Source organism: Alcaligenes sp. EGD-AK7, assembly GCF_000465875.3.
GTDB lineage: Bacteria > Pseudomonadota > Gammaproteobacteria > Burkholderiales > Burkholderiaceae_B > Alcaligenes > Alcaligenes phenolicus.
Genome location: NZ_AVOG02000067.1, coordinates 23569 through 44971, shown reverse-complemented (window position 1 = coordinate 44971; position 21403 = coordinate 23569). Strand labels below are relative to the sequence as shown.

The following is a 21403-nucleotide window of genomic DNA, read 5'->3' as shown; positions in this document are numbered from 1 at the left end:
GCTTACTCCCCTGCCAAAGCCTGAACGGGGTCCAGCGCGGCCGCCGTTCGTGCTGGCATATAGCCAAAAACCATGCCCGTCACCACGGCGCAGCCAAAGGCGCCCAAGGCCGCCCGCAAGGAAAACACCACATCCACCCCACCAAAAATCAGGCCGATACCCACCACAGCACCAGCCAGCACGCCCAGGCAACCGCCTGTAATCGTCAACAAAACCGCCTCAGTCAGAAACTGGCGCATGATGTCACTTTGCCGTGCACCGGTTGCCATGCGTATGCCAATTTCCCGCGTGCGTTCACGCACCGTCATCAACATTACGTTCATGACCCCGATGCCGCCTACCACCAAAGACACGGCGGCAATCAGGCCCAGCATCATGCTCATGGCCTGACGCGTGGAAGCCTCTGCCTGCAAGCGAGCCGCCGCATTCCCGATTGAAAAGTCTTCTCGCCCACCATGACGCTGTGTCAGCAACTGACGCATGTCTTGTTCCGCTTCCAGAACGGTGGAACTGTCCTGCGCATCAATCACCACATAGTCGGGCTGCGTCTGGGCCTGATACACACGGGCACGCGCCGCGTGATAAGGCACAAACACCATATCGTCGTAAGCCTGCGCGCCCGAATCGGCACCGCGCTCCTGCATCACCCCGACCACCTCAAAAGGTGAATTGCCGATCAGGAGCTGCTGCCCCAACGGCACGTCCATATCGGGGAAGAATTGCTTGGCGGCACGATGTCCCAGCACAACCAGGGGAGCCAGATCCCGGTCCTCGGCATCGGTGTAGTAGCGACCTTGTGCCAACTGCCAGCGATGAATATCCGGCATGGTTTCATTGGCGGCAAACACATACACCTGGCGGTCCACGCTGCCACGCCGCACGGTAATCGGATCTCCAATCACCGGCATGACACGCCGTATCAATGGCAGCTCGCCAATCGCCTCCAGATCCTCTTCTGTCAGTTGTCCTTTGGCGACCCCATTGGGCGGTGATGAACTGCTCAAGTAAATGATCGTGGTCCCCATCGTGCCCATCTGATCCATGACACGTTGGCGGGCACCTTCACCCACCGCCAGCATCACGATGACCGAGGCCACCCCGATAATCACGCCTAACAAGGTCAAGGCCGTGCGATGACGGTTAATGAACATGCTGCGCAAGGCGCTGCGGGTAGCATCCTTGATCTCCGAAACCCAGGGCGAGCGGCGGTGCTCGGGCGGTGGTAAAGACTGCTCAAGCTTGGGCTCGGTGGCCGTTTCTGGGCGGCTATCCGAGAGGATGCAGCCGTCACGAATTTCAATAATCCGGTCTGCCATCGCCGCGACCTCATGATCGTGCGTAAACAGGATAATGGTGTGACCAGAGTTCGAGAGCTTGCGCAGCAAGGCCATCACTTCTGCACCACTGCGCGAGTCCAGCGCACCCGTGGGTTCGTCGGCCAGAATGACACGGCCACCGTTCATCAAGGCACGAGCAATAGACACCCGCTGCTGCTGGCCGCCGGACAACTGATTGGGCCGGTTATCCAGCTTGTCCGCCAGACCTAGGCTACTGAGTAATTCTGCGGCACGTGCCGCACGCGCGCCCTCATCCATTCCCGCGTAAATGGCAGGCATCTGGACATTTTCACTGGCGCTTTCAGTCGGAATCAGGTGATAGCCCTGAAAGACAAAACCAAAGGTCTCACGGCGCAACTGGGCCAGCTCATCAGGACTGAGCTGTGCGACATCCCGACCTTGAAAAAGATAGGTGCCGCTGCTGGGTTTATCCAGACAACCCAGCAGATTCATCAGTGTCGATTTACCGGACCCCGAGGCCCCCACAATCGCCACAAACTCGCCCGGCTCAATACTCAAGCTGACATCGAACAGAACCTGCACAGCAGGCTTAGTGCTGGGCGGGCCGCCATAGATACGGTTAATGTCCCGCAGCTCAATCAAAGGAGGTGCAGCCCCTACCATTGCAGCCACCGCCAGCCACGCTCAGGAGTGAGCACCGCCAGAACAACGTGCTCCCCTTTAGCCAGCCCGTTCACGACTTGTACCTGGTGACGATTGCGCACTCCCAGTTCGACCGGCTTTTCCTGCACCTTGCCCCGCTCCAGCACCGGCACCGTAAAAGCATCAGGACCACTATCGGGGTCTGGGCGTAAAGCCACCAGGGGTATCAGTAAGGCCTGGTCGGCACGATCAATCTCAAACAGCACCTGCGCCGTCATCTGCGGCATCAATTCGCCGTCTTCATTGGCCACATCAAACAGCACCGTATACATGATGGCCTGTGTGGCAGTCGGTGCCGCCGCCGTGCTTTCATCCTGAGTGCTGCCCTCTGGCGCAGGCATGATTTGGCGAACCTTGGCCTGCCATTGACGCGCCCGCGTTTCGCCCTGCTCTCCCAGAGTCGTGAAGGTGACGGTCATACCGGGCTTGATACGACGAATATCGGCCTCGGACACGCTGGTCCACACTGTCATGGTGCTCAGGTCTGCAATGCGCAGAATGTTGGGAGTTTGATACGTGGCATTCAGCGTCTGGCCTTCACGCGCCTGCACGCCAATGACCGTGCCACTCATGGGCGCGTAAATGCGCGTATAGCCCAAGCGTGCCTCATCGGCTTTCAGCGTGGCCTGAGTCTGCTCCATCTGCGCTTGTACATGCGCTACCCGAGCCTGCGCAGTCGCCAGATTGGCTTGGGCAATCTGAATATCTTCCTGACGGCTGGCCTGCTGGCGCTCCAGTTGACGCTGGCGAGCCAATTGCTGACGCGCCAATAAAAGCTGAGCCTGCTGCTCGGCCAACTGGGCCCGGAACGCGGCCAAGGAAGCGCGGCCTGCATCGACGGTGGCTTGCTGCACACTGGGATCGATTTCCACCAGCAACTGGCCCTGCTCAACCTGATCGCCCGGCGCAACCGGCAAAGCCGTAATCTGCCCGGACACCTGCGCACCCACGTCCACATAGCGACTGGGCTTCAAAGTTCCCACCGCAGCAACGGTAGCGCGTATATCACTTTGCTCCACGGCCACCGTTTCAAACTGCTCTGAAGAACGCCCGGCCTGTGCGGCAAGCGCCCCCAGCACCAGCACCGCCACCAGGGCCAACGCCCAGCGGCGCTTTACTGCTTTGGACTTCATAACTAATCCCAAAAAACCGTAGATCTGCACCCGCCGTATCATGCGCGGCAGGTGATCAAAAAAACAAAAGTGGTCAAGAAGGCAGGTACTTGCTTAGACCAAAACCGGCTCCACGCTACTTAGCAGACAAGGAGGTTCCCACCTAAACGGTGCAGTCAAGCGGACAGGGCAAGAGGTCCTTTTTCAGGCCTTCCTTATAAAGACGTTTGAGAGCCCACTTTCCGGACATTTATTTTGTAAAAGTTATAGCGATGGGCTTGAGATAAGGGCGTCAAACATTTGCTGGACGCCCTATGTGGTGGAGAACAGGCAGGACTGTGCCCCCTGCCCGGTCCTTTCCTTAAAACTCCACCGAGACACTCAGCATGAACGTGCGTGGCTGCGACAAGACCAGATAGCCATTATTGGGATAGCCACCGACCGAAGCCCAATACGCCGTATCGGCCACATTCTCGACACTGGCCCTGAACGTCATGGGCACACCGGAAATCTTGCGCTGATAGCTGGCCCCCAGATCCCAACGCACCCAACCTGGCACACGGATCGCATTGGCCGAATCCGCGTAACGGGCACCGGTTGCCAGCAACTGCGTATCCAGCGACAAGCCTGTCACCTGCGGCACATCCCAGGTTAGGCCCAGACTGCCTTGCCAACGCGGCACGCCAATCACGCGCTGACCTTCGCTCAGCGGGTCACCCGTGTTTTTCTGCTTGGTGTCCAAGGCGGTCACTCCACCCAGAATGCGCAGGGAGTCCGTCAACTGGCCGTAGAAGCTCAGCTCCAACCCGTTATGGCGATCCTTGCCCGCTTCCACAAAACGCAGATCGTCGTTCACCACACCACGCGGTTTGGTCGTGGTAAAGAAGGTCAGCCCACCGCCCATGGAACCGTTGTCGTACTTGATTCCCAGCTCTTTTTGCTGGGCCACAAAGGCCGACAAGCGCTGCCCGGCGTTTTGAACCGGCTGATTGTTAAAGCGAGTCGGTGCCAGATCGCCTTGCGCCAGGCTTTCCGTGTAGTTGCCGTACAAAGCCCATTCATCAGTCAGCTTGAACACCACACCCGCAGCAGGGCTGGTATGTTGCTGACGATCTTTGCGCTGCAAGGCCTGGGTGCCATAGTCATAGCTGCGCGTTTCCATGATTTGATGGCGCAGCCCCAACATGACTTCCAGCCTGTCGTCCCAGAGATACATCAGGTCGCCCAGGGTATAACTGGTCAGTTTGGTGCGTCCCACCAAAGCGGGTGAACCCAAATCTCCCCCGGTATAAGCGAAGGGTGACAAGGCGTGATTCACAGGATCATAAAGATTACTTTCCTGCACGCTACCCATAGCCCAGGCATTTTTCTCTTTGTGGTCATACAAAGAAGCAGCAGCGACCAGCTCATGCAACACAGGCCCGGTCTCAAAACTGGCTCGCAAACCCAACTCGCCTGTTTTCACGTCATCACGTCGGGAATTGTTGAAACGCGAGAAGGTGGTTTTTCCCGAAACGGCATCCGTTACCGTCTGAGTCGCAAGCTGATTTTTTTCCTTGCCATCTTTCATGCCGAAAGCAGCCCACAGGGTCATGGAATCATTCAGATCATATTCCCCGCGTACCGTCCCAAAAATGGTTTTCTCATTAGAGTAGGTCCAGGGCTGGGCGAAGTTGCGCGTGTGCGAAGGCAAGCCCGGCAAAGCGGACAAGCCCGCCTTTAAAGCCACATTAGGCCGGACTTCACGCAGCTTATGTTCTTGATAGCCCAAGTCCGCCGACAAACGTACACGCTCACCACGCCAATCCACCCCTACCGTGTACAGGTCCAGACTGGTGTGCTCATTGTCGACCGCCGTATCACCACTGCGTTTGATGGCATTGATACGAATGCCTGCCGCATCATCGGCAAAACGACGCGCAATATCCGCCTTGATCTGGCTTTGTCCGCCACTGCCATAACCTGCACCGACCTTGGTCAGCGGGCTCTCGCCAGCCCGTTTGGGCAGCACATTGATCGTGCCCCCAATACCACCGCCGGAAGGCGCGGCACCGTACAGAAAGCCACCTGCGCCATGCAGCACTTCAATACGCTCGGCCAGTTCGGCAGCCGTCGCTTGCCGGGGCAGCAAACCAAACAAACCGTTGTAGGCAATATCATCGGACGCCGTCAAAAAGCCCCGAATGAAAAAACTTTCCTGAAAATTGCCAAAACCACGGGCCACGCGCACGGAAGGATCATGGCGCACCACATCGGCTACGGTCGACGCCTGCAATTGCTCGATATAGCGGCTGGTGTAGCTATTGACGCTGAAAGGCGAGTCCATGTTTTCAAGAGAACCCAATATCCCCACTCGCCCGCCGCTGGCGACCTGACCGCCCGCATACTCCGGCAACAAGCCCTGACGCGACGCATCCGCACTGGCATTAACGGTAATGGTGGACAACTCCTGCGGCTGGGCAACATCCCTCTGGTCTTGCGCCTGAGCCTGACAATGAAGAGCAAACAGAGACAGGGCAAGAGAGCGTCCCAGGCAAGGCTTGAATAAGCTGGTCATCACGATTACCTATCAAGCCTTGATGTTCTTCAGGTCAATACGCACCACACTTTCGCGCTTGCTGGCTTTGTACTGCGGAGTGGAAGGAGCTTTAACGGTGACGTACAACTGGCTGTCCGGGCCCAGCTCCAGGCTGTTGGGGTTATCAGGCAAGTTGTATTGCGCCTTGATCGCATAGCTACCGCCATCCAGCACAGACACTTTGCCTTGCTCGCGGTGAGTCAAATACAGCTCGTCGCGATCAGCGTTATACAAGACATCCATGGCATCCCCCACCGGCAGTTCCTGCAGCAATTTGCCGTTGCGGGCATCCAGCACATACACGGTTTTCTGGTCTTTGGTCTCGGTTACGTACAGACGATTGCGGCTGGAATCCAGCGCAAAATTCAAGAGCAAGGCGGGTTTGGCGCCAGCCGGTTTCCAGCGCTGTTCGATCTTGTTGGTTTGGGTATTGATCACCATCACTTCGCCGTCGCCATTGGCGGCATACAGACGATGCGATCCCGAATCCATCAGCAGACCGGTCACCCATTTGCCTGCGTTTTCAATGGTGTCGATCAGTTCCAGATTACGATCATCCAGCACCCAGATCACGGCCGGCGCACCTACGGCCCCCACATACACACGGCCTTGCTGGGAGTCGTGACGAATCGTGCGCGGCCCCATTTTGGTGTCATCAAAACTGGTATTGCTAAAGCGGACTCGCTCCAGGCTCCCGTCCTCTTTCAGCTCAACTTTGGAGACGGCAGCAGCCAGACTATTGGTGACGTACAGGGTGTCGCCCGACGCGTTCGTCGCCAGGCCGAAGTTGCTTTCATCGGTATAAATCGTCCCCTTCACATCCAGGGTGATCGGGTCCAATTTATAGATCACACCTCCCCGAACCGAAGGCGCACGCTCTGCCGAGGCCACATACAAGGACTTATCAAACGGGCTGTAAACCGTTTGATAAACCCCGTAAGCCAGATCCTTGCGTAAAGCCCCTTCTGCCGTAATTGACGTCTTTTGCGCCAGCTCCGGCGTCAAGGGCAGCGAGACTGACTCGGACGGCTGGGCATGGGCAAAAGATCCGGCACTTAGCAAAGCGGCAGACAAGACAGACAAAGCAAGGCGACGTGTGAACATTTCAATATCCCGTTTTAGAAATAGAAGTGATTATCATTTGTATTATTACATTAAGCACTTCCATGCTCAAAATCGGGATATCCCTGCACCTTAAGGAGAAACACGCGGGACTAAATCAGCCGCTTCCCTATCCCCCACTTGACTGCCCTCGCTACAATATCGACTCAGCCGCCTTCTGGGCGGCCTTGTTGTTGAATTCCCTGACCTGTACTGCGCTATGACTTCTGCTGCCGATCTGTCCGCCCACACGCCCATGATGCGTCAATACCTTCAGCTCAAAGCGGAGGCTGGCTCGCATCTGCTGTTCTATCGGATGGGGGACTTCTATGAGATGTTCTACGCCGATGCCGAACGCGGCGCACGCCTGCTGAACCTGACGCTAACCAAGCGCGGTTCCTCCAACGGCGAGCCTATCCCCATGGCTGGTGTGCCTTTTCACGCCATGGAAGGTTATCTGGCGCGTTTGGTGGCCTTGGGCGAATCCGTCGCCATCTGTGAGCAGGTCGGTGACCCGGCTGCCAGCAAAGGTCCGGTCGAGCGCAAGATCATGCGTGTGGTCACCCCCGGCACACTGACGGATGACGCCTTGCTGCCTCCCAAGGCAGACCGCCTGATCGCCGCCTGCACACTGATCAAGGTGCAACGTCAGGAAATGGTGGGGCTGGCCTGGATGAACCTGGCCAGTGGCGAGTTTCTGGTCAGCCAGTGCGAACCGGACATGCTGGATACGGAACTGAATCGTATCGGCCCTGTAGAACTGGTCTATCCCGAATCGCTGCGCCCTGCCCCGGAACTGCCGCAAGCCAGTTGCCACACCCTGCCGGATTGGCACTTTGCACAGGACGGTTCACGCGAAACCTTGCTGGACCATTTTGACCTGGATTCTTTAGCCAGCTTTGGTCTGGACGATCTGCCTGCGGCGACGGCGGCAGCCGGAGCCTTGCTGCGTTACGTCGGCAGCACACAATCTCAGTCCCTGGTCCACATCACCGCTATCCGTGTTCAACACAGCTCGGACTTTCTGGTGCTGGATGCCGTCACGCGCAAGAATCTGGAAATTACCGAAACCATTAGCGGTGAAACCAGCCCAACCCTGTTCTCCACACTGGATCATTGCCAGACCCCCATGGGCAGCCGTTTGCTGCGCCGCTGGCTGCATCACCCCTTGCGCTTGAACCACGCCGTTCAGCAGCGTCAGGATGTGGTGTCCCTGTTCTTCCAAACCCAGCAAAGCGCCAGCTTGAATGCAGGCGATCCTTTGGGTGTGCTGCGCCATGCCCTGCGCCGCTTCCCGGACCTGGAGCGTATTGCCACGCGTATTTCGCTACGCAGCGTGCGTCCTCGGGAGCTGGCCAGCTTGCGCGATGCGCTGGTGACACTGCCTGAACTACGTCGGGAGCTGGAACAGAACTTTGCTCAGTCTGAACACTTGCATGGGCATTTGTTAAGTCTGGCTCTGGACCCGGAGCTGGCTTCCTTGCTGCAGTCTGCCATCGCCTCCGAGCCCGCCTTGCTGATACGCGATGGTGGTGTCATTGCCGATGGCTACGATGCGGATCTGGACGAGCTACGCAGCCTGGCCAGCGATAGCGGCGATGTGCTGGTGAAGATCGAAGCCCGCGAACGCGAGCGCACCGGCATTGCTACCTTGCGCGTCGAATACAACCGTGTGCATGGTTTCTTTATTGAAGTCAGTCGCGGTCAGGCCGACAAGGTCCCCGACGACTACCGCCGCCGCCAGACACTGAAAAATGCCGAGCGCTTCATCACGCCTGAATTGAAAGAGTGGGAGGACAAGGTCCTGTCCGCCAAGGACCGCAGTCTGAGCCGCGAGAAGTTCCTGTTCGATGAATTGCTGGACAAGCTGCAAAGCTATGCAGGCCCCTTGGCCTTGTGCTCCAGCGCCCTTGCCGAACTGGATACCCTGTCCTCCCTGGCCTTGCACGCACTGGACAATAATTGGGTCGCCCCCGAGCTGACCGAGCAGGCTGGTATCTGGATTGAAGCAGGCCGTCACCCTGTGGTGGAGCACAGCATCGAGCGCTTCACGCCCAACCATTGTGAAATGCACGCGCAGCGTCGCATGTTGCTGATTACCGGCCCGAATATGGGCGGTAAATCCACCTATATGCGTCAGGTTGCCCTGATTGCCTTGCTGGCCCGCATCGGTAGCTTTGTACCGGCAAGCACAGCCCGTATTGGTCAGATCGACCGCATCTTTACCCGTATCGGTGCGGCGGATGATCTGGCTGGTGGCCGCTCTACCTTCATGATGGAAATGACCGAAGCAGCAGCCATTCTGGCCGGTGCCACCCCCTATAGCCTGGTGCTGATGGATGAAATTGGTCGCGGCACCTCCACCTATGATGGTCTGGCCCTGGCTTGGTCCATCGCGCATCGCCTGCTCAGCCACAATCAGGCACTGACCCTGTTTGCCACGCACTATTTCGAAATCACGCGTCTGCCCAACGAGCTACCTGCCGCTGCCAATGTGCACTTGGCCGCCGCAGAATCGGCCTCCGGCATTGTGTTCCTGCACGAAGTTCAGGAAGGCCCCGCCAGCCGCAGCTACGGGATTCAAGTTGCACAACGTGCCGGCATTCCCTCTGCGGTCATCCGTCAGGCCAGTCGCGAGCTAAGCCGTCTGGAAGCACAAAACGATCCTAGCGCACAGTTGGATTTGTTCAATGCAGGCAGCGCTCCGGAAGCCACGGTCGCCGAGCCTGATCCGACCACAGAAAAAGCACTGGACCTGCTGGATCAGTTCAAGCAACTGGATGTGGATGACCTGAGCGCACGCGACGCCCTGGATTTGCTGTACCGCTGGAAAAAAGAGATGAAGGCGGCGGGTTAAACAGTCCAGAAGGGAGCCCAAGAGGCTCCTTTTTTTATGTGGTTTTCCGAGGACCGTTGGCGAGCAGATCGACAATCAATCATTCTTAGACTCCTACCGTGAGTCAATCACTCTATATCGCAAGTATTTCTCTGGATTCTTTGCGCTGGATACGCCTGATACGCAGGCTAGCCATACACCGGGACAGGCCGGATCAGTTAAGCTACGGGCTAATTTAATTCTTGTTCGGGCAGTCCATGACTATCGACCAGCCATTGACCCTTTTGGGCGGCATCAGCGCGCATGAGTTCATGCAAACCTACTGGCAACGCAAACCTTTATTGATACGCGGCGCCATCCCTAATTTCAAGCACTCGCTGAGCATAGACAATATCCGCGAGCTGGTAACGCGTGAAGAAGTCGAGTCGCGCCTGATCATTCATGACGGCGAAGACTGGGAAATGGAAACCGGGCCTTTTGACGAGCTGCCGCCCGCCTCGCAGCCCAACTGGACCGCCCTGGCACAAAGCGTGGATCTGCACGACGACAACACCGCCGCCCTGATGCGTCAGTTCCGCTTCATTGGCGATGCCCGTCTGGACGACGCCATGATCAGCATTGCTTCTGACGGCGGTGGCGTAGGCCCACACTTCGACAGCTACGATGTGTTCCTGCTGCAAGCCCACGGCAAGCGTCACTGGCGTATCAGCCAGCAAAAAGACCTGAGCCTGGTGCCCGACCTGCCCTTGAAGATTCTGCGCAATTTTCAGGTAGAAGAAGAGTTCACGCTGGAACCCGGCGACATGCTGTATCTGCCCCCGCACGTGGCACATGACGGGATTGCAATGGGCGACTGCATGACGATTTCCATCGGCTTTCGCTCGCCTACCCAGGCAACGCTGGCCCGTGGTTTGATGGATGCCGCCTCGGATCAGTTGGCCGCCGCCAGTGGCGAAGGCTTTGGCTTGTATGCCGACCCACCGATGCCCATGCCCGAGAGCCTGCAGCAGCGCTACACCGACCCGGATGCCCAGGCCAGCACCACACCTGCCGCCTTGCCGGAGAAGCTTGTTCAGAAGTCGCTGGATGCCTTGAACGCCATTCGTTTTGACGAAGCATTGGCCTCACGGTTTCTGGGCGTCTGGCTGACCGAATTGCCCAGCAATAGCTGGTTCGACATTGCCGAAGACCCGGTTGACCTGCACGATCCCGAGCTGCCAGCAGGCCGCTTGGCTTTGGATCGCTGCTCGCGCATGATGTATCGCGGCGATGAGCTGTATATCAACGGTGAGGTCGCCCCCTGCCCCGCCAGCCCAGCCCTGAAACAACTGGCAGACCAACGTGAACTCTTGATCCCCGGCGACAGTTTCGAAGCCCTGGATGAAGATGAGCGCGAAATGCTGAATGCCTGGCTGGATGATGGCTGGCTGCAGTTCAAGGAAAACTGAGCACTGAGCCACTAACTCTGGCGAGTTCAGAAAAAAAGCGGAGCAGCTTGCAGGCTGCTTCGCTTTTTTATTGCTAACACCTCAGGAATCGAAAAACCGATACATTTGCTGGTTGCGGTTGCAGTTGCAGTTGCAGTTGCAGTTGCAGTTGCAGTTGCAGTTGCAGTTGCAGTTGCAGTTGCAGTTGCAGTTGCAGTTGCCACAGTATTTTATTCACGCCATCCAGCAAAAAAAAGCACTATCATGAACAACGCGATTCACAAGACGAGCAATTCGTCATAAAGCCACCATTAGTGGCTTTGCAGCCGAGCTTCAATCCAGCTCGGGCCACATTCAAAATCACGTAGCCCCCCCACTCAATCTAGTCAGGCACCTACCCAACTCAAAAGTGGTCTGCCCTGCACCCACAAAGCGTCCTATCTGACCAGTCCATTTAATCGTTATAAATAGTGCTCGTTTGTCATCTCTCCTTTTGGAAAGCGCAGAGCACTATGTCTACCTCCCGATCGACCTCATCCTCTCTAGTCAGCGACCTGATCCCGCCTATCGTGGCCGGTCTGATCTCGGTCATCGTCAACTACGGCGGCACCTTTATTCTGGTTTTCCAGGCCGCCAACGTAGCCGGCCTCAGCCCTGAGCTGACCGCCTCCTGGGTCTGGTCAATTTCCATTGGTGTGGGTGTTACCGGTTTGCTCTTGAGCTGGGTTTCGCGCGAACCCATCATCACCGCCTGGTCCACGCCCGCCGCTGCATTTCTGGTTACGGCTCTGGCCACCACGCCATATGAAGAAGCCGTCGGCGCCTACCTGATCTCGGCAGCGGCCTTTGTGGTCCTGGGCCTGTCCTCCTACTTCGAGCGCCTGATCCGTCTGATCCCCAACGGCATCGCTGCCGGTCTGCTGGCCGGCATTCTGCTGCAATTTGGCATTGGCGCATTTGGCAGCATGACACTGGACCCGAAACTGGCAGGTCTGCTGATTCTGGCCTACCTGATCATCAAACGCTTTTCCGCACGCTACGCAGTGGTCGGCATTCTGATCCTGGGCCTGAGCTTTCTGCTGCTGGAGCATCGCGTAGACCTGAGTGGCCTGAAACTGGAACTGGCCGCGCCGGTATTCACCATGCCAGTATTCACCCTGAATGCCTTGCTAAGCGTCGCCTTGCCCTTATTCCTGATCACGCTGACCGGCCAATACATGCCCGGCATGCTGGTCCTGCGTAACGACGGTTTTCGTACCAGTGCCAACCCAATTGTCTGGGTGACAGGACTGGGTTCGCTGATCATGGCTCCCTTTGGCTCCCATGCCATGAACGTAGCCGCCATTACCGCCGCTATCTGCACCGGGCCAGAGGCGCACCAGGATCCTTCCAAACGCTGGGTTGCCGGGATTGCCGCCGGTGTGTTCTACATTCTGGTTGGCGTTTTCGGAGTAACCCTGGCCGCTGTGTTCATGGCCTTCCCTGCAAGCTTTATTACCACGCTGGCGGGCTTGGCTTTGTTGGGCACCATTGGCGGCAGCCTGGCGGGAGCCATGGCAGACGTCAAATCGCGTGAAGCAGCCTTGATTACCTTTTTGGCATCAGCCGCCAATATCACCCTGTTCGGGATTGGCGGGGCTTTCTGGGGCCTGGTGATCGGTCTGCTGGCGTACTTTATTTTGAATGGGAAGTTGCCGCAGCGTAAAACGGAAAAGCTGGGTACTGAGGGGCTTCCGGCGGCGTCTGATGCTCGGTAACTCATAAAAACCTATTCAGGCCAGAACAGAGTTTCTGGCCTGAATGGCAAAAACATTCCCCTTGCCCATGCAGGATTACTGCCTTGAATACCACTGATTTTATTGTAAAAACTAGTCACAAAAAACCCATCAATAAGCACTATAAACCTGCAACTTATCCCTACTGCAGGCAAAAAACCCTGTAAGAATTAATAGACACAATCTATTGACTGCCTCTTCCACGCTCAAGTGCTAGCCTGCGCTGGCTTTGATCTTCAGGAAACGGTGTCATGTTTGGCGATTTTGATCTTGCGTCACCCTATGCAGCTTATGCCCGTCTTCGTCAGGGGCCGCCTTTGGTTTGGGATGCGGATTTCTGCGGTGGGGCGTGGTTAGTTCATAGGCACAGCGATGTACAAGCCGCCCTGCGCAATCCCGATTTAAGTGTGCGGCGTGTTGGCGGGTGGGTGGCCCAGGCTGGCGCTGACCCCTCCCCTCGTCTGCAAGCCTTCAAGGGCTTGATGGCCAGGACGCTGGTCTTTCTGGACCGCCCCCGTCACACACGCGTCAGACGAGTAGTGAACGCGGCTTTTAGTGCGAAGGCTTTGGAAACCCTGCACAGCACGATTGAAAAGCGCGTTACGCATATCCACCTGGAGTTAAAAGACAAGCTGCGGCACGGTTCAGTGGATCTGGTTGATGAGGTCTGTCGCCCACTCCCCGCCTTGGTCATGATGGACGTGCTCGGCTTGGAGCAACTGCCTTTGTCTGTTTTTCAGGCCTGGTCAGAGCAACTGGCAGGTTTTATCGGACAAGCCACGCCGGATATGCCTTTGCTGAGAAGCACCCAGGACGCCTTGCTGGATATGGCTGACTTTCTAGGCAACAGTGCCAATCTGCAAGAAGGCGGGTTGGCCTGGCGGCTTTTGCATGATGAGCAGCTTTCCCTTCAAGGCAGGCGCGAGCGCTTGGCACAGTCCTGTATGTTGCTCTTTGCAGGCTATGAAACCTCCCGGCATCTGCTTAGCTCCCTGTTTCAAACACTGCTGGCCGACTCCACAACGCTGCAGGACTTGCTATCGAATCCGCAGAAAATTCCTGCCGCGATCAAAGAGGTGCTGCGTCACGACAGCCCGATTCAGTACACAGCCAGACGTTTGATGCGCGACCAGCACTGGCATGGTCAGCATTTGCGCAAGGGGCAGTTGCTGCTTTTGCTCTTGGGCGCTGCCAACCGCGATCCGGCGGTGTTTGCCAATCCCGACGATCTGGACTTCAGCCGCAACAATCAGGCCGAGCTATCCATGGGACACGGAATTCATCATTGCCTGGGAGCCGGTTTGGTGCAGCTGGAAGCCAAGCTCGTACTTGAGCAATTCCTGCCTTTGCTCCCTCGCCTGCAAGGGACGCAAGGTGAGCGTATTCGACTCCCCGCCTATCGGGGCTGGAACCGCTTGCCGGTTCAATACCGGGCGGCACAGTCATGAGTGCCTTTCTCGCTCATCTGGATCAACAACTGGAGACTTTGAAGACCAGGAAACTGTGGCGCCAAAGAGCAATCAGCCGCCCCTTGCCAAACGCCCATATCGAACGCAATGGCCAGGTCTTGCTGAATTTCGCCGGCAATGACTATCTGGGCCTTAGTCAGCATCCACAACTCAAACGGCTAGAAGCACAAGACGTCGCCGGAGCGACGGCATCCCCGCTGATTTGTGGGCATCATGCGCTAGCTCAAGCACTGGAGCAGGAGCTGGCAGAATGGAGTGGCTTCGAGGCCAGCCGTCTTTTTGTCAGCGGTTATCAAGCCAGCCTGGGCGTGATTCCCGCGCTGATCGGAACGGGCGACACGATCTTTTGTGACAGGCTTAACCACGCCAGCCTGATTGATGCCAGCCGCCTATCCGGCGCTCGTTTACGTGTGTATCCCCATAGGGATATGGCACGGCTGGATGATTTGCTCGGCAGGCCAGCGCCGGGCTTCAAGCTGGTAATCTCGGACAGCCTGTTCAGCATGGACGGCACGATTGCCCCGGTCGATGAGCTGATCGCCTTATGCGAACGCCACGATGCTTTGCTGTATCTGGACGATGCACATGGCCTGGGAATTTTGGGTGAAAACGGACGTGGAGCGCCTGAGCTATTCCAGCTCACGACCACACAGCGTCGGCGTCTTATTTACCTGGGGACTTTTGGCAAGGCGGCTGGTCAAGGCGGTGCATTTATTGCCTGCTCCCACAAGCTGGCCGACTGGTTCACGCAATCCGCCCACAGCTATGTGTACAGCACCGGCTTGGCCCCGGCGCATTGTGCGTCCTTGCTGGCTTGTCTGCAGCTGATCAAACAAGCCCAGCCCCAGCGGACCCTGTTGAAAGAGCATATTCAGACGCTGCAAACCTTGAGCCAGTATCTGCCCTGGCGTCTAGCTCCCTCCGATACGCCCGTGCAAAGCCTGTTGATTGGCGAGGTAGAACCTGCTTTGCAACTGGCCGAAACCCTCCTGCAAAAAGGTATTTGGGCACCGGCCATACGCCCACCTACCGTTCCTCGCCATCAAGCCCGATTACGCATATCCCTGTCTGCCGCCCACCGGCAACAGGACATTGAAAAACTGGTCCAGGCACTACATGAAGCCGCCCAATCTTTACGGTGATTTGCCATGAACTCAAACTCCTTTCCCCCTTTGGCCCAACGCAGCCTGCAAGCGGTCTGGCATCCTTGCACTCAGATGCAGCATCACGATCAAGGCGTGCCGCTACTGGCAATCAAACGCGCCCAAGGCGCCTGGCTTCATGATGCCGACGGCAACGCCTATCTGGACGCCATCAGCTCCTGGTGGGTGAATCTGTTTGGCCATAGCCACCCGCATCTGGTGCAAGCCATTAGCGATCAGGTTCAGCAACTGGATCACATCATGCTCTGCGGCCTGACCCATGAGCCGGTTGTGCAGCTTTCCGAACGATTGGCCGCCTTGAGCAGCCATCGTTTAGGGCATGCTTTTTATGCCAGCGACGGTGCTTCCGCGGTTGAGATTGCCCTGAAGCTGAGCGTGCACTACTGGCGCAACCAAGGCCAGGAACACAAGCACCGCTTTGTAGGCATCGCGCAGGGATACCACGGCGAAACACTGGGTGCTCTGGCCGTGACCGATGTGCCCTTGTTTCGGGAAAACTACGGCACACAGCTGGGCCAGCAATACACCGCAGCCAGCCCCGATCTGCGTCAAGCCACTAGCCCGGACGAACACACGCAGGTCACCGAAAACGCACTGCACTCGCTGGAGCAGATTCTGGCTGGTCATCAGGACATTGCCGCCGTCATTCTGGAGCCGCTAGTGCAATGTGCGGCTGGCATGCACATGCACTCCCCCGACTATCTACGCGGCGTGCGCGAGCTGTGTGACCGCTATCAGGTGCATTTGATTCTGGACGAGATTGCCGTGGGTTGCGGCCGTACCGGCAGGTTCTTTGCCTGCGAGCAGGCCGGTATCTGGCCTGACCTGCTGTGCTTGTCCAAGGGAATTACCGGCGGCACGCTGCCCTTGTCCGTAGTGCTATCCAGCCCCTCGATTTATCAAGGGTTTTATGACCAGGACTTGCGCCGGGGCTTTCTGCATTCCCATTCTTATACCGGCAATCCCCTGGCCTGCCGAGCCGCGCTGGCTACGCTGGACTTGTTCCAGCAATACCCCGTCTACGAGCTGCAAAAAATGCTGGGACAAGCACTTGATGAAGGTTTGCATAGACTGAACCGGCACTATCCCAAGATGCAGCATCTGCGCCGCTGCGGGGTAATCTGGGCCTTTGATCTGGACACGGGCCCAGCTCGCTACGATCACCAGGGCTTTGCCCGGCGCTTTTACCGCTCTGCTTTGCAACAGGGACTGATGCTACGCCCTATCGGCAATACGGTGTACCTGATGCCCGGCTATCTCTGGGGCACAAAAGAGGTGGAGCATTGCCTGCATGGGCTGGGTCGTCTGCTGAAGGAATACGCATGAGGGCCTGCTTTGTGACGGGCACCGATACGGAAATTGGCAAAACGCTGATCAGCTCGGCTTTACTTCATTTACTAAGCCAAAGCGGCGCACGCACGCTCGGCATCAAACCCATTGCTTCGGGGGCCGTAGAGGTAGAAGGACGTTTACAGAACGAAGATGTGGATGCACTGGCGCGGCATTCCAGCCTGAAGCTCGCTCCCGAAACCCTGACACCGTACTTGTTTAAGCCCGCTGCGGCACCCCATATTCTGGCTGAACAAGCAGGAATCGAAATAGACCCGGCTCTGATCAAAACAACGGTTCAAACAGTGGCGAAGCAGGCCGATTATGCAATCGTTGAAGGAGCAGGAGGCTTCATGCTGCCCTTGGGGCAAGGGCGGACAGGCGTAGATTTAGCGCAAGTCTTGCAACTACCTGTGGTGCTGGTTATCGGTCTACGTTTGGGTGCCTTGAATCACGCTTTGCTGACGGCTCAAGCCATACGCGCCAGCGGCTTGAACTTGCTGGGCTGGGTCGCCAACCACATAGCGCCGGAGATGAGTTATGCCCAGGAGAACCTGCAAACGCTGCATGACTATCTGCCGAGCCCTTGCCTGGGTGTCATTCCCAGATTGGAAGCCACAACACTGGATGAGCGTATCCAGCAAGCTGCGCAATATTTACGCTCGCCTTGGGAAGATAGAGAATAGGCCTTTGGACAGGGCTTATAGAAAGTAGCTACCTACACTCCCCAGAAACGCCACGCCTAGCAGTAGACACACGGCGCCACCCAAGGCAAAGCGCAAGGCCGGGTTGGTGGACCAGGCGTCCAAACAGCTATTTAGCAAACGTTGACGCCATGTCCCCGACCCTGCCGCGCCTGCGGCTTGCCGGGAGTTTGCACGCAAACGACTCAGATGCTCCTCGCTGATTCCATCCATGGCTTCCCACTCCAGCTTCCAGCGCAAGAAGGCGGCCTGATGCTCGGGATCAATGGACAACCAGGCCCGGAAAGCAGACTGGCTGCGGGCATCGTTCTGATGTTTGGGGTCGTGCTGTTTGAGCAGCCAGCTCAAGGCCTGCTCATCAATGTGCTGCATGTGCTCGTCCTTAGACATACGAACCAGCCGGACGCGGCACTGCCCCGTCCGCCCGATTGAGCGGTGCCGGATTATGGCGGCACGCCAACATGGCCATGCGGATATAGTGCTCAACCACTCGGGGGCTGGTACCCATGCGTGTCGCAATTTCTTTGTAGTTCAGGCCCTCGAAGCGATGCAGCACAAAGGCTTCACGACGACGACGAGGCAAGGCCTCGATCATGGCCAGCATACGAGCACCCGGTTCAGAAGGAGCGTGAGCAGAGGCTTGTGTGCCACGCAGCATACGCAGGCAAAAACTTAAACCGTTACGGCAAAACGATTTCAGCATGGGCCACTCCCTAAAACACATTAAATGATAATGGTTCCTATTATCTTTACAGTTTTAGAGAAAGTCCAGCCCTGCTCAAGAAAGATTAACTCTGCTCACAAAATAAAAGATGGCCCCTCTCAAGTCTCTGCCAAAGAAAGGCTTTGCACCATTTCAGGGAGCACCGCAATCCAGGCGCTACAAACAGAGCGCAGCGCAGCCTGAAAAAGAGACTGTATCCTTTCAGGAAATGCCCCCAATGACCTCTTCTTCTGTAAAGGGAAAGCCAGCGCTAATCGCGCTGACCTCGCCAGATTCCTGGCCCCTGTTGGCTCCTCTTCGACAAGAGAAAGAGAGCCAAAGTAACTCAGAACGGAGCTAGTGCATAAAAAAAGCCCTGGCATGAAACCAGGGCTTTTTCCAGACGGCCCGCAGGCCGACTCAAAACAATCAGTTGCCGGGGCGCAGATTGGTAGACAGGACATTGATGATGCGCTTGGCTGTCGGCGTGGTCTGCTCCTGACCTTGCTGATCCAGCACCGTTACACGAGTGCCAGCACCTTGAGCGCTCAGCTTGATGCGGAAGGGTGTGGCTTCGGCGGTGTTGCGGCTGCCGAAGATGCGGCCAATGATGTTTTGCTGCTCGATCTTCTCGCCGGTATCCGAATCCAGATAGCGGATGAAGAACTCGCCAGCGGAACGGTCACGATCCTCAACCGAGAAACCGGCGGAGTCGATGGCTACGCCAACACGACGCCATGCACGATCAAAGGACTCGTTCAGCATCAACTCAGCCTGATCGCCCTTGTCCGACGCCTGGACCTGAACGCTGGAAGGATCCTTGGAAGCGTTGGCTACTTGTTCACGTGCTGTTTCAATATCCGAGCCCAGGAAGACCATCATGCGAGCCAGCATGGCCGCATTCAGACCTGGATCTTCTTTGGCGAACACCCATTTAAAGGCAGAACCGTCTGCCGTCGGTGTTTCTTCCATGTGCTGGTGGGACACATAGATTTCGGTCTTGTTGCCGACACGCTCAAAGCGGGTACGGAAGCGGTCACGTTCGCCACTATCAAAGACCTGGTCAATGATGGAACCCAAGGCACTGCGTATCCAGCTTTCTGGAATCTTGGCACGGTTTTCAGCCCAGTCGGTCTGAATCAAGCCGGCACGGGGGTCCTGGGACTGAATGGTAAAACCATGCTCACCCCAGAAATCGACGATGCGGGGGAACAGGTCTTCCACGGGGCGGTCTACGACCAGCCAGCGCAGATCGCCATCGCGCATCACCTTGATGGCATCAGACTGAGGCAGGATCGTATCGGCACCGCCCTTGGCCTGCTGCGCGGTTTGACCTTGCGAGTAGACCGAGTAAGACGTGGCACCTTCTGGCGCACGGTAATGTGCGTCACGGTTGGCCTGGGTCAGATCCGGCGGAATGCTCAAGGGATCGCCTGCTACCGTACTCTTGTAATTAACCGACTCGCCCTGGCCCATAATCTGGTCCATCGTCGAGCAGCCCGACAGCACCAACAGGCTCAAAGACAGCCCGATCAGGCTTTTATTAACTGGCTTTGCAATCATGGAAGAAGATCCGCAAGTTTCAAAGATTGACGCAGCAACTCGTGATGCTGTGCATTTAACGGCGTCAATGGTAAACGATATCCCAGCTGAGTAAGGCCCATTTCTGCAACTGCCCATTTCACGGGGATGGGGTTAGCCTCAACAAACAGGTTCTTGTTCAGACCTGCCAGATAGGCATTCAAACGGCGTACCGTCGGTACGTCCATATCCAAAGCGGCCTGGCACAACTGGCTCATCAGGCGTGGGGCCACGTTGGCCGTCACGGAGATATTGCCTTTGGCGCCCAGCAAGATATACGAAGCAGCGGTAGGATCATCGCCGCTGACCACTATGAAATCTTCGGGGGCATCACGCAGCAGCAAGCCGCCACGAGCCAGATCGCCCGTTGCGTCCTTGATACCGATGATGTTGGGGATTTGAGCCAGACGCAGCACGGTGTCGTTCTGCAGATCAGCCACGGTACGACCCGGCACGTTGTACAGGAACTGCGGCAGATCCACCGCTTCTGCAATGGCGCGGAAGTGCTGGTACATGCCTTCCTGAGTAGGACGGTTGTAGTAAGGCACCACCGACAAACCGGCGTCTGCACCCACTTCCTGGGCGTGACGCGACAGTTCGATGGCCTCGCGAGTGGAGTTGCCACCCACACCGGCAATCACGGGCACACGGCCAGCCGCGTGTTCAACGGCTACCTTGATCAGTTCAGCGTGCTCATCAACCGACACCGTGGGCGATTCGCCCGAGGTTCCAACGACCACCAGCACACGCGTTCCTTCCTGAATGTGCCAGTCGATCAGCTTTCGGTAAGCGGCAAAATCCAGACCCCCATTGGGATCCATGGGTGTAACAAGGGCAACCATGCTGCCCTGAAAATTGGAAATAGCAGAGTCCGAACTTGCCATGATGAGATGAATCTCCGGGTTTAAGGCCCTATAGCCGAAAAAAAATATGACTCACAAGTTTAACGGATAAGCCGTTAAATCATAAGAACCATTTCAATATGCCTTCGCCCAGCGCAATCAAGGGACTCATCAGGGTCCACAGTACGCCGGTAAACATCAGCAGGATCAAAATGACCATGCCATAAGGCTCGATACGAGAATAATGATAGGCCAAACGATTAGGCAATAGACTAAATACAATGCGCCCGCCATCCAAAGGCGGCAAAGGCAGCAGATTCAGTGCCATCAGAACCAGGTTGACCTGCACACCGGCCACCGCCATGCCCATCCAGAAGCGGCTGTCACCCTGCCCGATCTTGACCATCAAATGGGCATACAGAACCCACAAGATAGCCATCAGCATATTGGAGGCCGGTCCGGCCAGAGCAACCCAGAGCATGTCGCGCTTGGGATTGCGCAGGCGGCCCCAATCCACAGGGACGGGTTTGGCCCAGCCAAACAGAATGCCGCCCATGCCCATCATGGCGCTGGACAGCAACAGCACCGCCGGCACCACAATCGTGCCGATAGGGTCGATATGACGCAGTGGGTTCAGGCTGATACGACCGGCCAGCATGGCCGTCGGGTCGCCAAACATGCGGGCGACGTAGCCGTGGGCAGCTTCATGCAGCGTAATACCGAAAATGACTGGCAAAGCATAGACCGTCAAGGTCTGTATAAAAGAGTCCATGGTGATCCTTG

17 protein-coding genes are annotated in these 21403 nt (G+C 56.9%); 7 read left to right on the top strand and 10 right to left on the bottom strand.

The genetic code is table 11. The features are described from left to right. Window positions 1-2 precede the first annotated feature (2 nt). The 4 genes from N879_RS17160 to N879_RS17145 form a co-directional block, all read right to left on the bottom strand. Window positions 3-1961, bottom strand: a complete 1959-nt coding sequence (locus N879_RS17160; RefSeq protein WP_009457862.1) for an ABC transporter permease — start codon at window positions 1959-1961, stop codon at window positions 3-5. After that, window positions 1955-3133, bottom strand: a complete 1179-nt coding sequence (locus N879_RS17155) for an efflux RND transporter periplasmic adaptor subunit (RefSeq protein WP_009457867.1) — start codon at window positions 3131-3133, stop codon at window positions 1955-1957. Before N879_RS17155 ends, N879_RS17160 begins: the two co-directional genes overlap by 7 nt. A gap of 340 nt (window positions 3134-3473) precedes the next feature. Next, window positions 3474-5669, bottom strand: coding sequence for a TonB-dependent receptor (locus tag N879_RS17150; RefSeq protein WP_022983516.1), 2196 nt, complete (start codon window positions 5667-5669; stop codon window positions 3474-3476). A 12-nt stretch (window positions 5670-5681) separates the two neighbouring features. Then, a complete protein-coding gene (locus tag N879_RS17145; RefSeq protein WP_022983515.1) occupies window positions 5682-6794 on the bottom strand; it encodes a YncE family protein in 1113 nt (370 codons plus the stop codon). Between the two features lie 217 nt (window positions 6795-7011). Here N879_RS17145 and mutS point away from each other — a divergent pair, with 217 nt between their 5' ends. Next, complete coding sequence (gene mutS / locus N879_RS17140; protein ID WP_022983514.1) at window positions 7012-9648, top strand: DNA mismatch repair protein MutS; 2637 nt, start codon at window positions 7012-7014, stop codon at window positions 9646-9648. Window positions 9649-9884: 236 nt separating this feature from the next. Further along, complete coding sequence (locus N879_RS17135) at window positions 9885-11075, top strand: JmjC domain-containing protein (protein WP_009457871.1); 1191 nt, start codon at window positions 9885-9887, stop codon at window positions 11073-11075. 73 nt (window positions 11076-11148) lie between these two features. Here N879_RS17135 and N879_RS20685 read toward each other — a convergent pair whose 3' ends face one another. After that, window positions 11149-11292 (bottom strand): hypothetical protein, encoded by a 144-nt coding sequence (locus tag N879_RS20685; protein ID WP_200914612.1) that lies wholly within the window; start codon window positions 11290-11292, stop codon window positions 11149-11151. Window positions 11293-11566: 274 nt separating this feature from the next. Here N879_RS20685 and N879_RS17130 point away from each other — a divergent pair, with 274 nt between their 5' ends. From N879_RS17130 to bioD, 5 genes are all read left to right on the top strand, one after another. Then, complete coding sequence (locus N879_RS17130) at window positions 11567-12811, top strand: benzoate/H(+) symporter BenE family transporter (protein WP_022983512.1); 1245 nt, start codon at window positions 11567-11569, stop codon at window positions 12809-12811. A gap of 269 nt (window positions 12812-13080) precedes the next feature. Next, complete coding sequence (locus tag N879_RS17125) at window positions 13081-14277, top strand: cytochrome P450 (RefSeq protein ID WP_009457883.1); 1197 nt, start codon at window positions 13081-13083, stop codon at window positions 14275-14277. Next, window positions 14274-15440: an aminotransferase class I/II-fold pyridoxal phosphate-dependent enzyme gene (locus N879_RS17120; RefSeq protein ID WP_009457885.1), complete on the top strand. Its 1167-nt coding sequence runs from the start codon at window positions 14274-14276 to the stop codon at window positions 15438-15440. Before N879_RS17125 ends, N879_RS17120 begins: the two co-directional genes overlap by 4 nt. Window positions 15441-15446: 6 nt before the next feature. Continuing rightward, window positions 15447-16787: an adenosylmethionine--8-amino-7-oxononanoate transaminase gene (gene bioA, locus N879_RS17115; RefSeq protein WP_009457887.1), complete on the top strand. Its 1341-nt coding sequence runs from the start codon at window positions 15447-15449 to the stop codon at window positions 16785-16787. Then, window positions 16784-17476 carry a dethiobiotin synthase gene (bioD, locus tag N879_RS17110; RefSeq protein ID WP_009457888.1) on the top strand — a complete coding sequence of 231 codons (693 nt, stop codon included), beginning with the start codon at window positions 16784-16786 and terminating at the stop codon, window positions 17474-17476. The genes bioA and bioD overlap by 4 nt, the downstream gene beginning before the upstream one ends. A gap of 15 nt (window positions 17477-17491) precedes the next feature. Here bioD and N879_RS17105 read toward each other — a convergent pair whose 3' ends face one another. From N879_RS17105 to N879_RS17085, 5 genes are all read right to left on the bottom strand, one after another. Further along, window positions 17492-17866 carry a FecR/PupR family sigma factor regulator gene (locus N879_RS17105; protein ID WP_022983511.1) on the bottom strand — a complete coding sequence of 125 codons (375 nt, stop codon included), beginning with the start codon at window positions 17864-17866 and terminating at the stop codon, window positions 17492-17494. A gap of 10 nt (window positions 17867-17876) precedes the next feature. Next, window positions 17877-18197, bottom strand: coding sequence for a sigma factor-like helix-turn-helix DNA-binding protein (locus N879_RS17100; protein WP_009457891.1), 321 nt, complete (start codon window positions 18195-18197; stop codon window positions 17877-17879). Window positions 18198-18626: 429 nt separating this feature from the next. Beyond that, window positions 18627-19760, bottom strand: coding sequence for an outer membrane protein assembly factor BamC (gene bamC / locus N879_RS17095; protein WP_009457893.1), 1134 nt, complete (start codon window positions 19758-19760; stop codon window positions 18627-18629). Then, window positions 19757-20662, bottom strand: coding sequence for a 4-hydroxy-tetrahydrodipicolinate synthase (gene dapA, locus N879_RS17090; protein WP_009457899.1), 906 nt, complete (start codon window positions 20660-20662; stop codon window positions 19757-19759). The genes bamC and dapA overlap by 4 nt, the downstream gene beginning before the upstream one ends. A gap of 79 nt (window positions 20663-20741) precedes the next feature. Next, window positions 20742-21392, bottom strand: a complete 651-nt coding sequence (locus N879_RS17085; protein ID WP_022983510.1) for a site-2 protease family protein — start codon at window positions 21390-21392, stop codon at window positions 20742-20744. Window positions 21393-21403 lie beyond the last annotated feature (11 nt).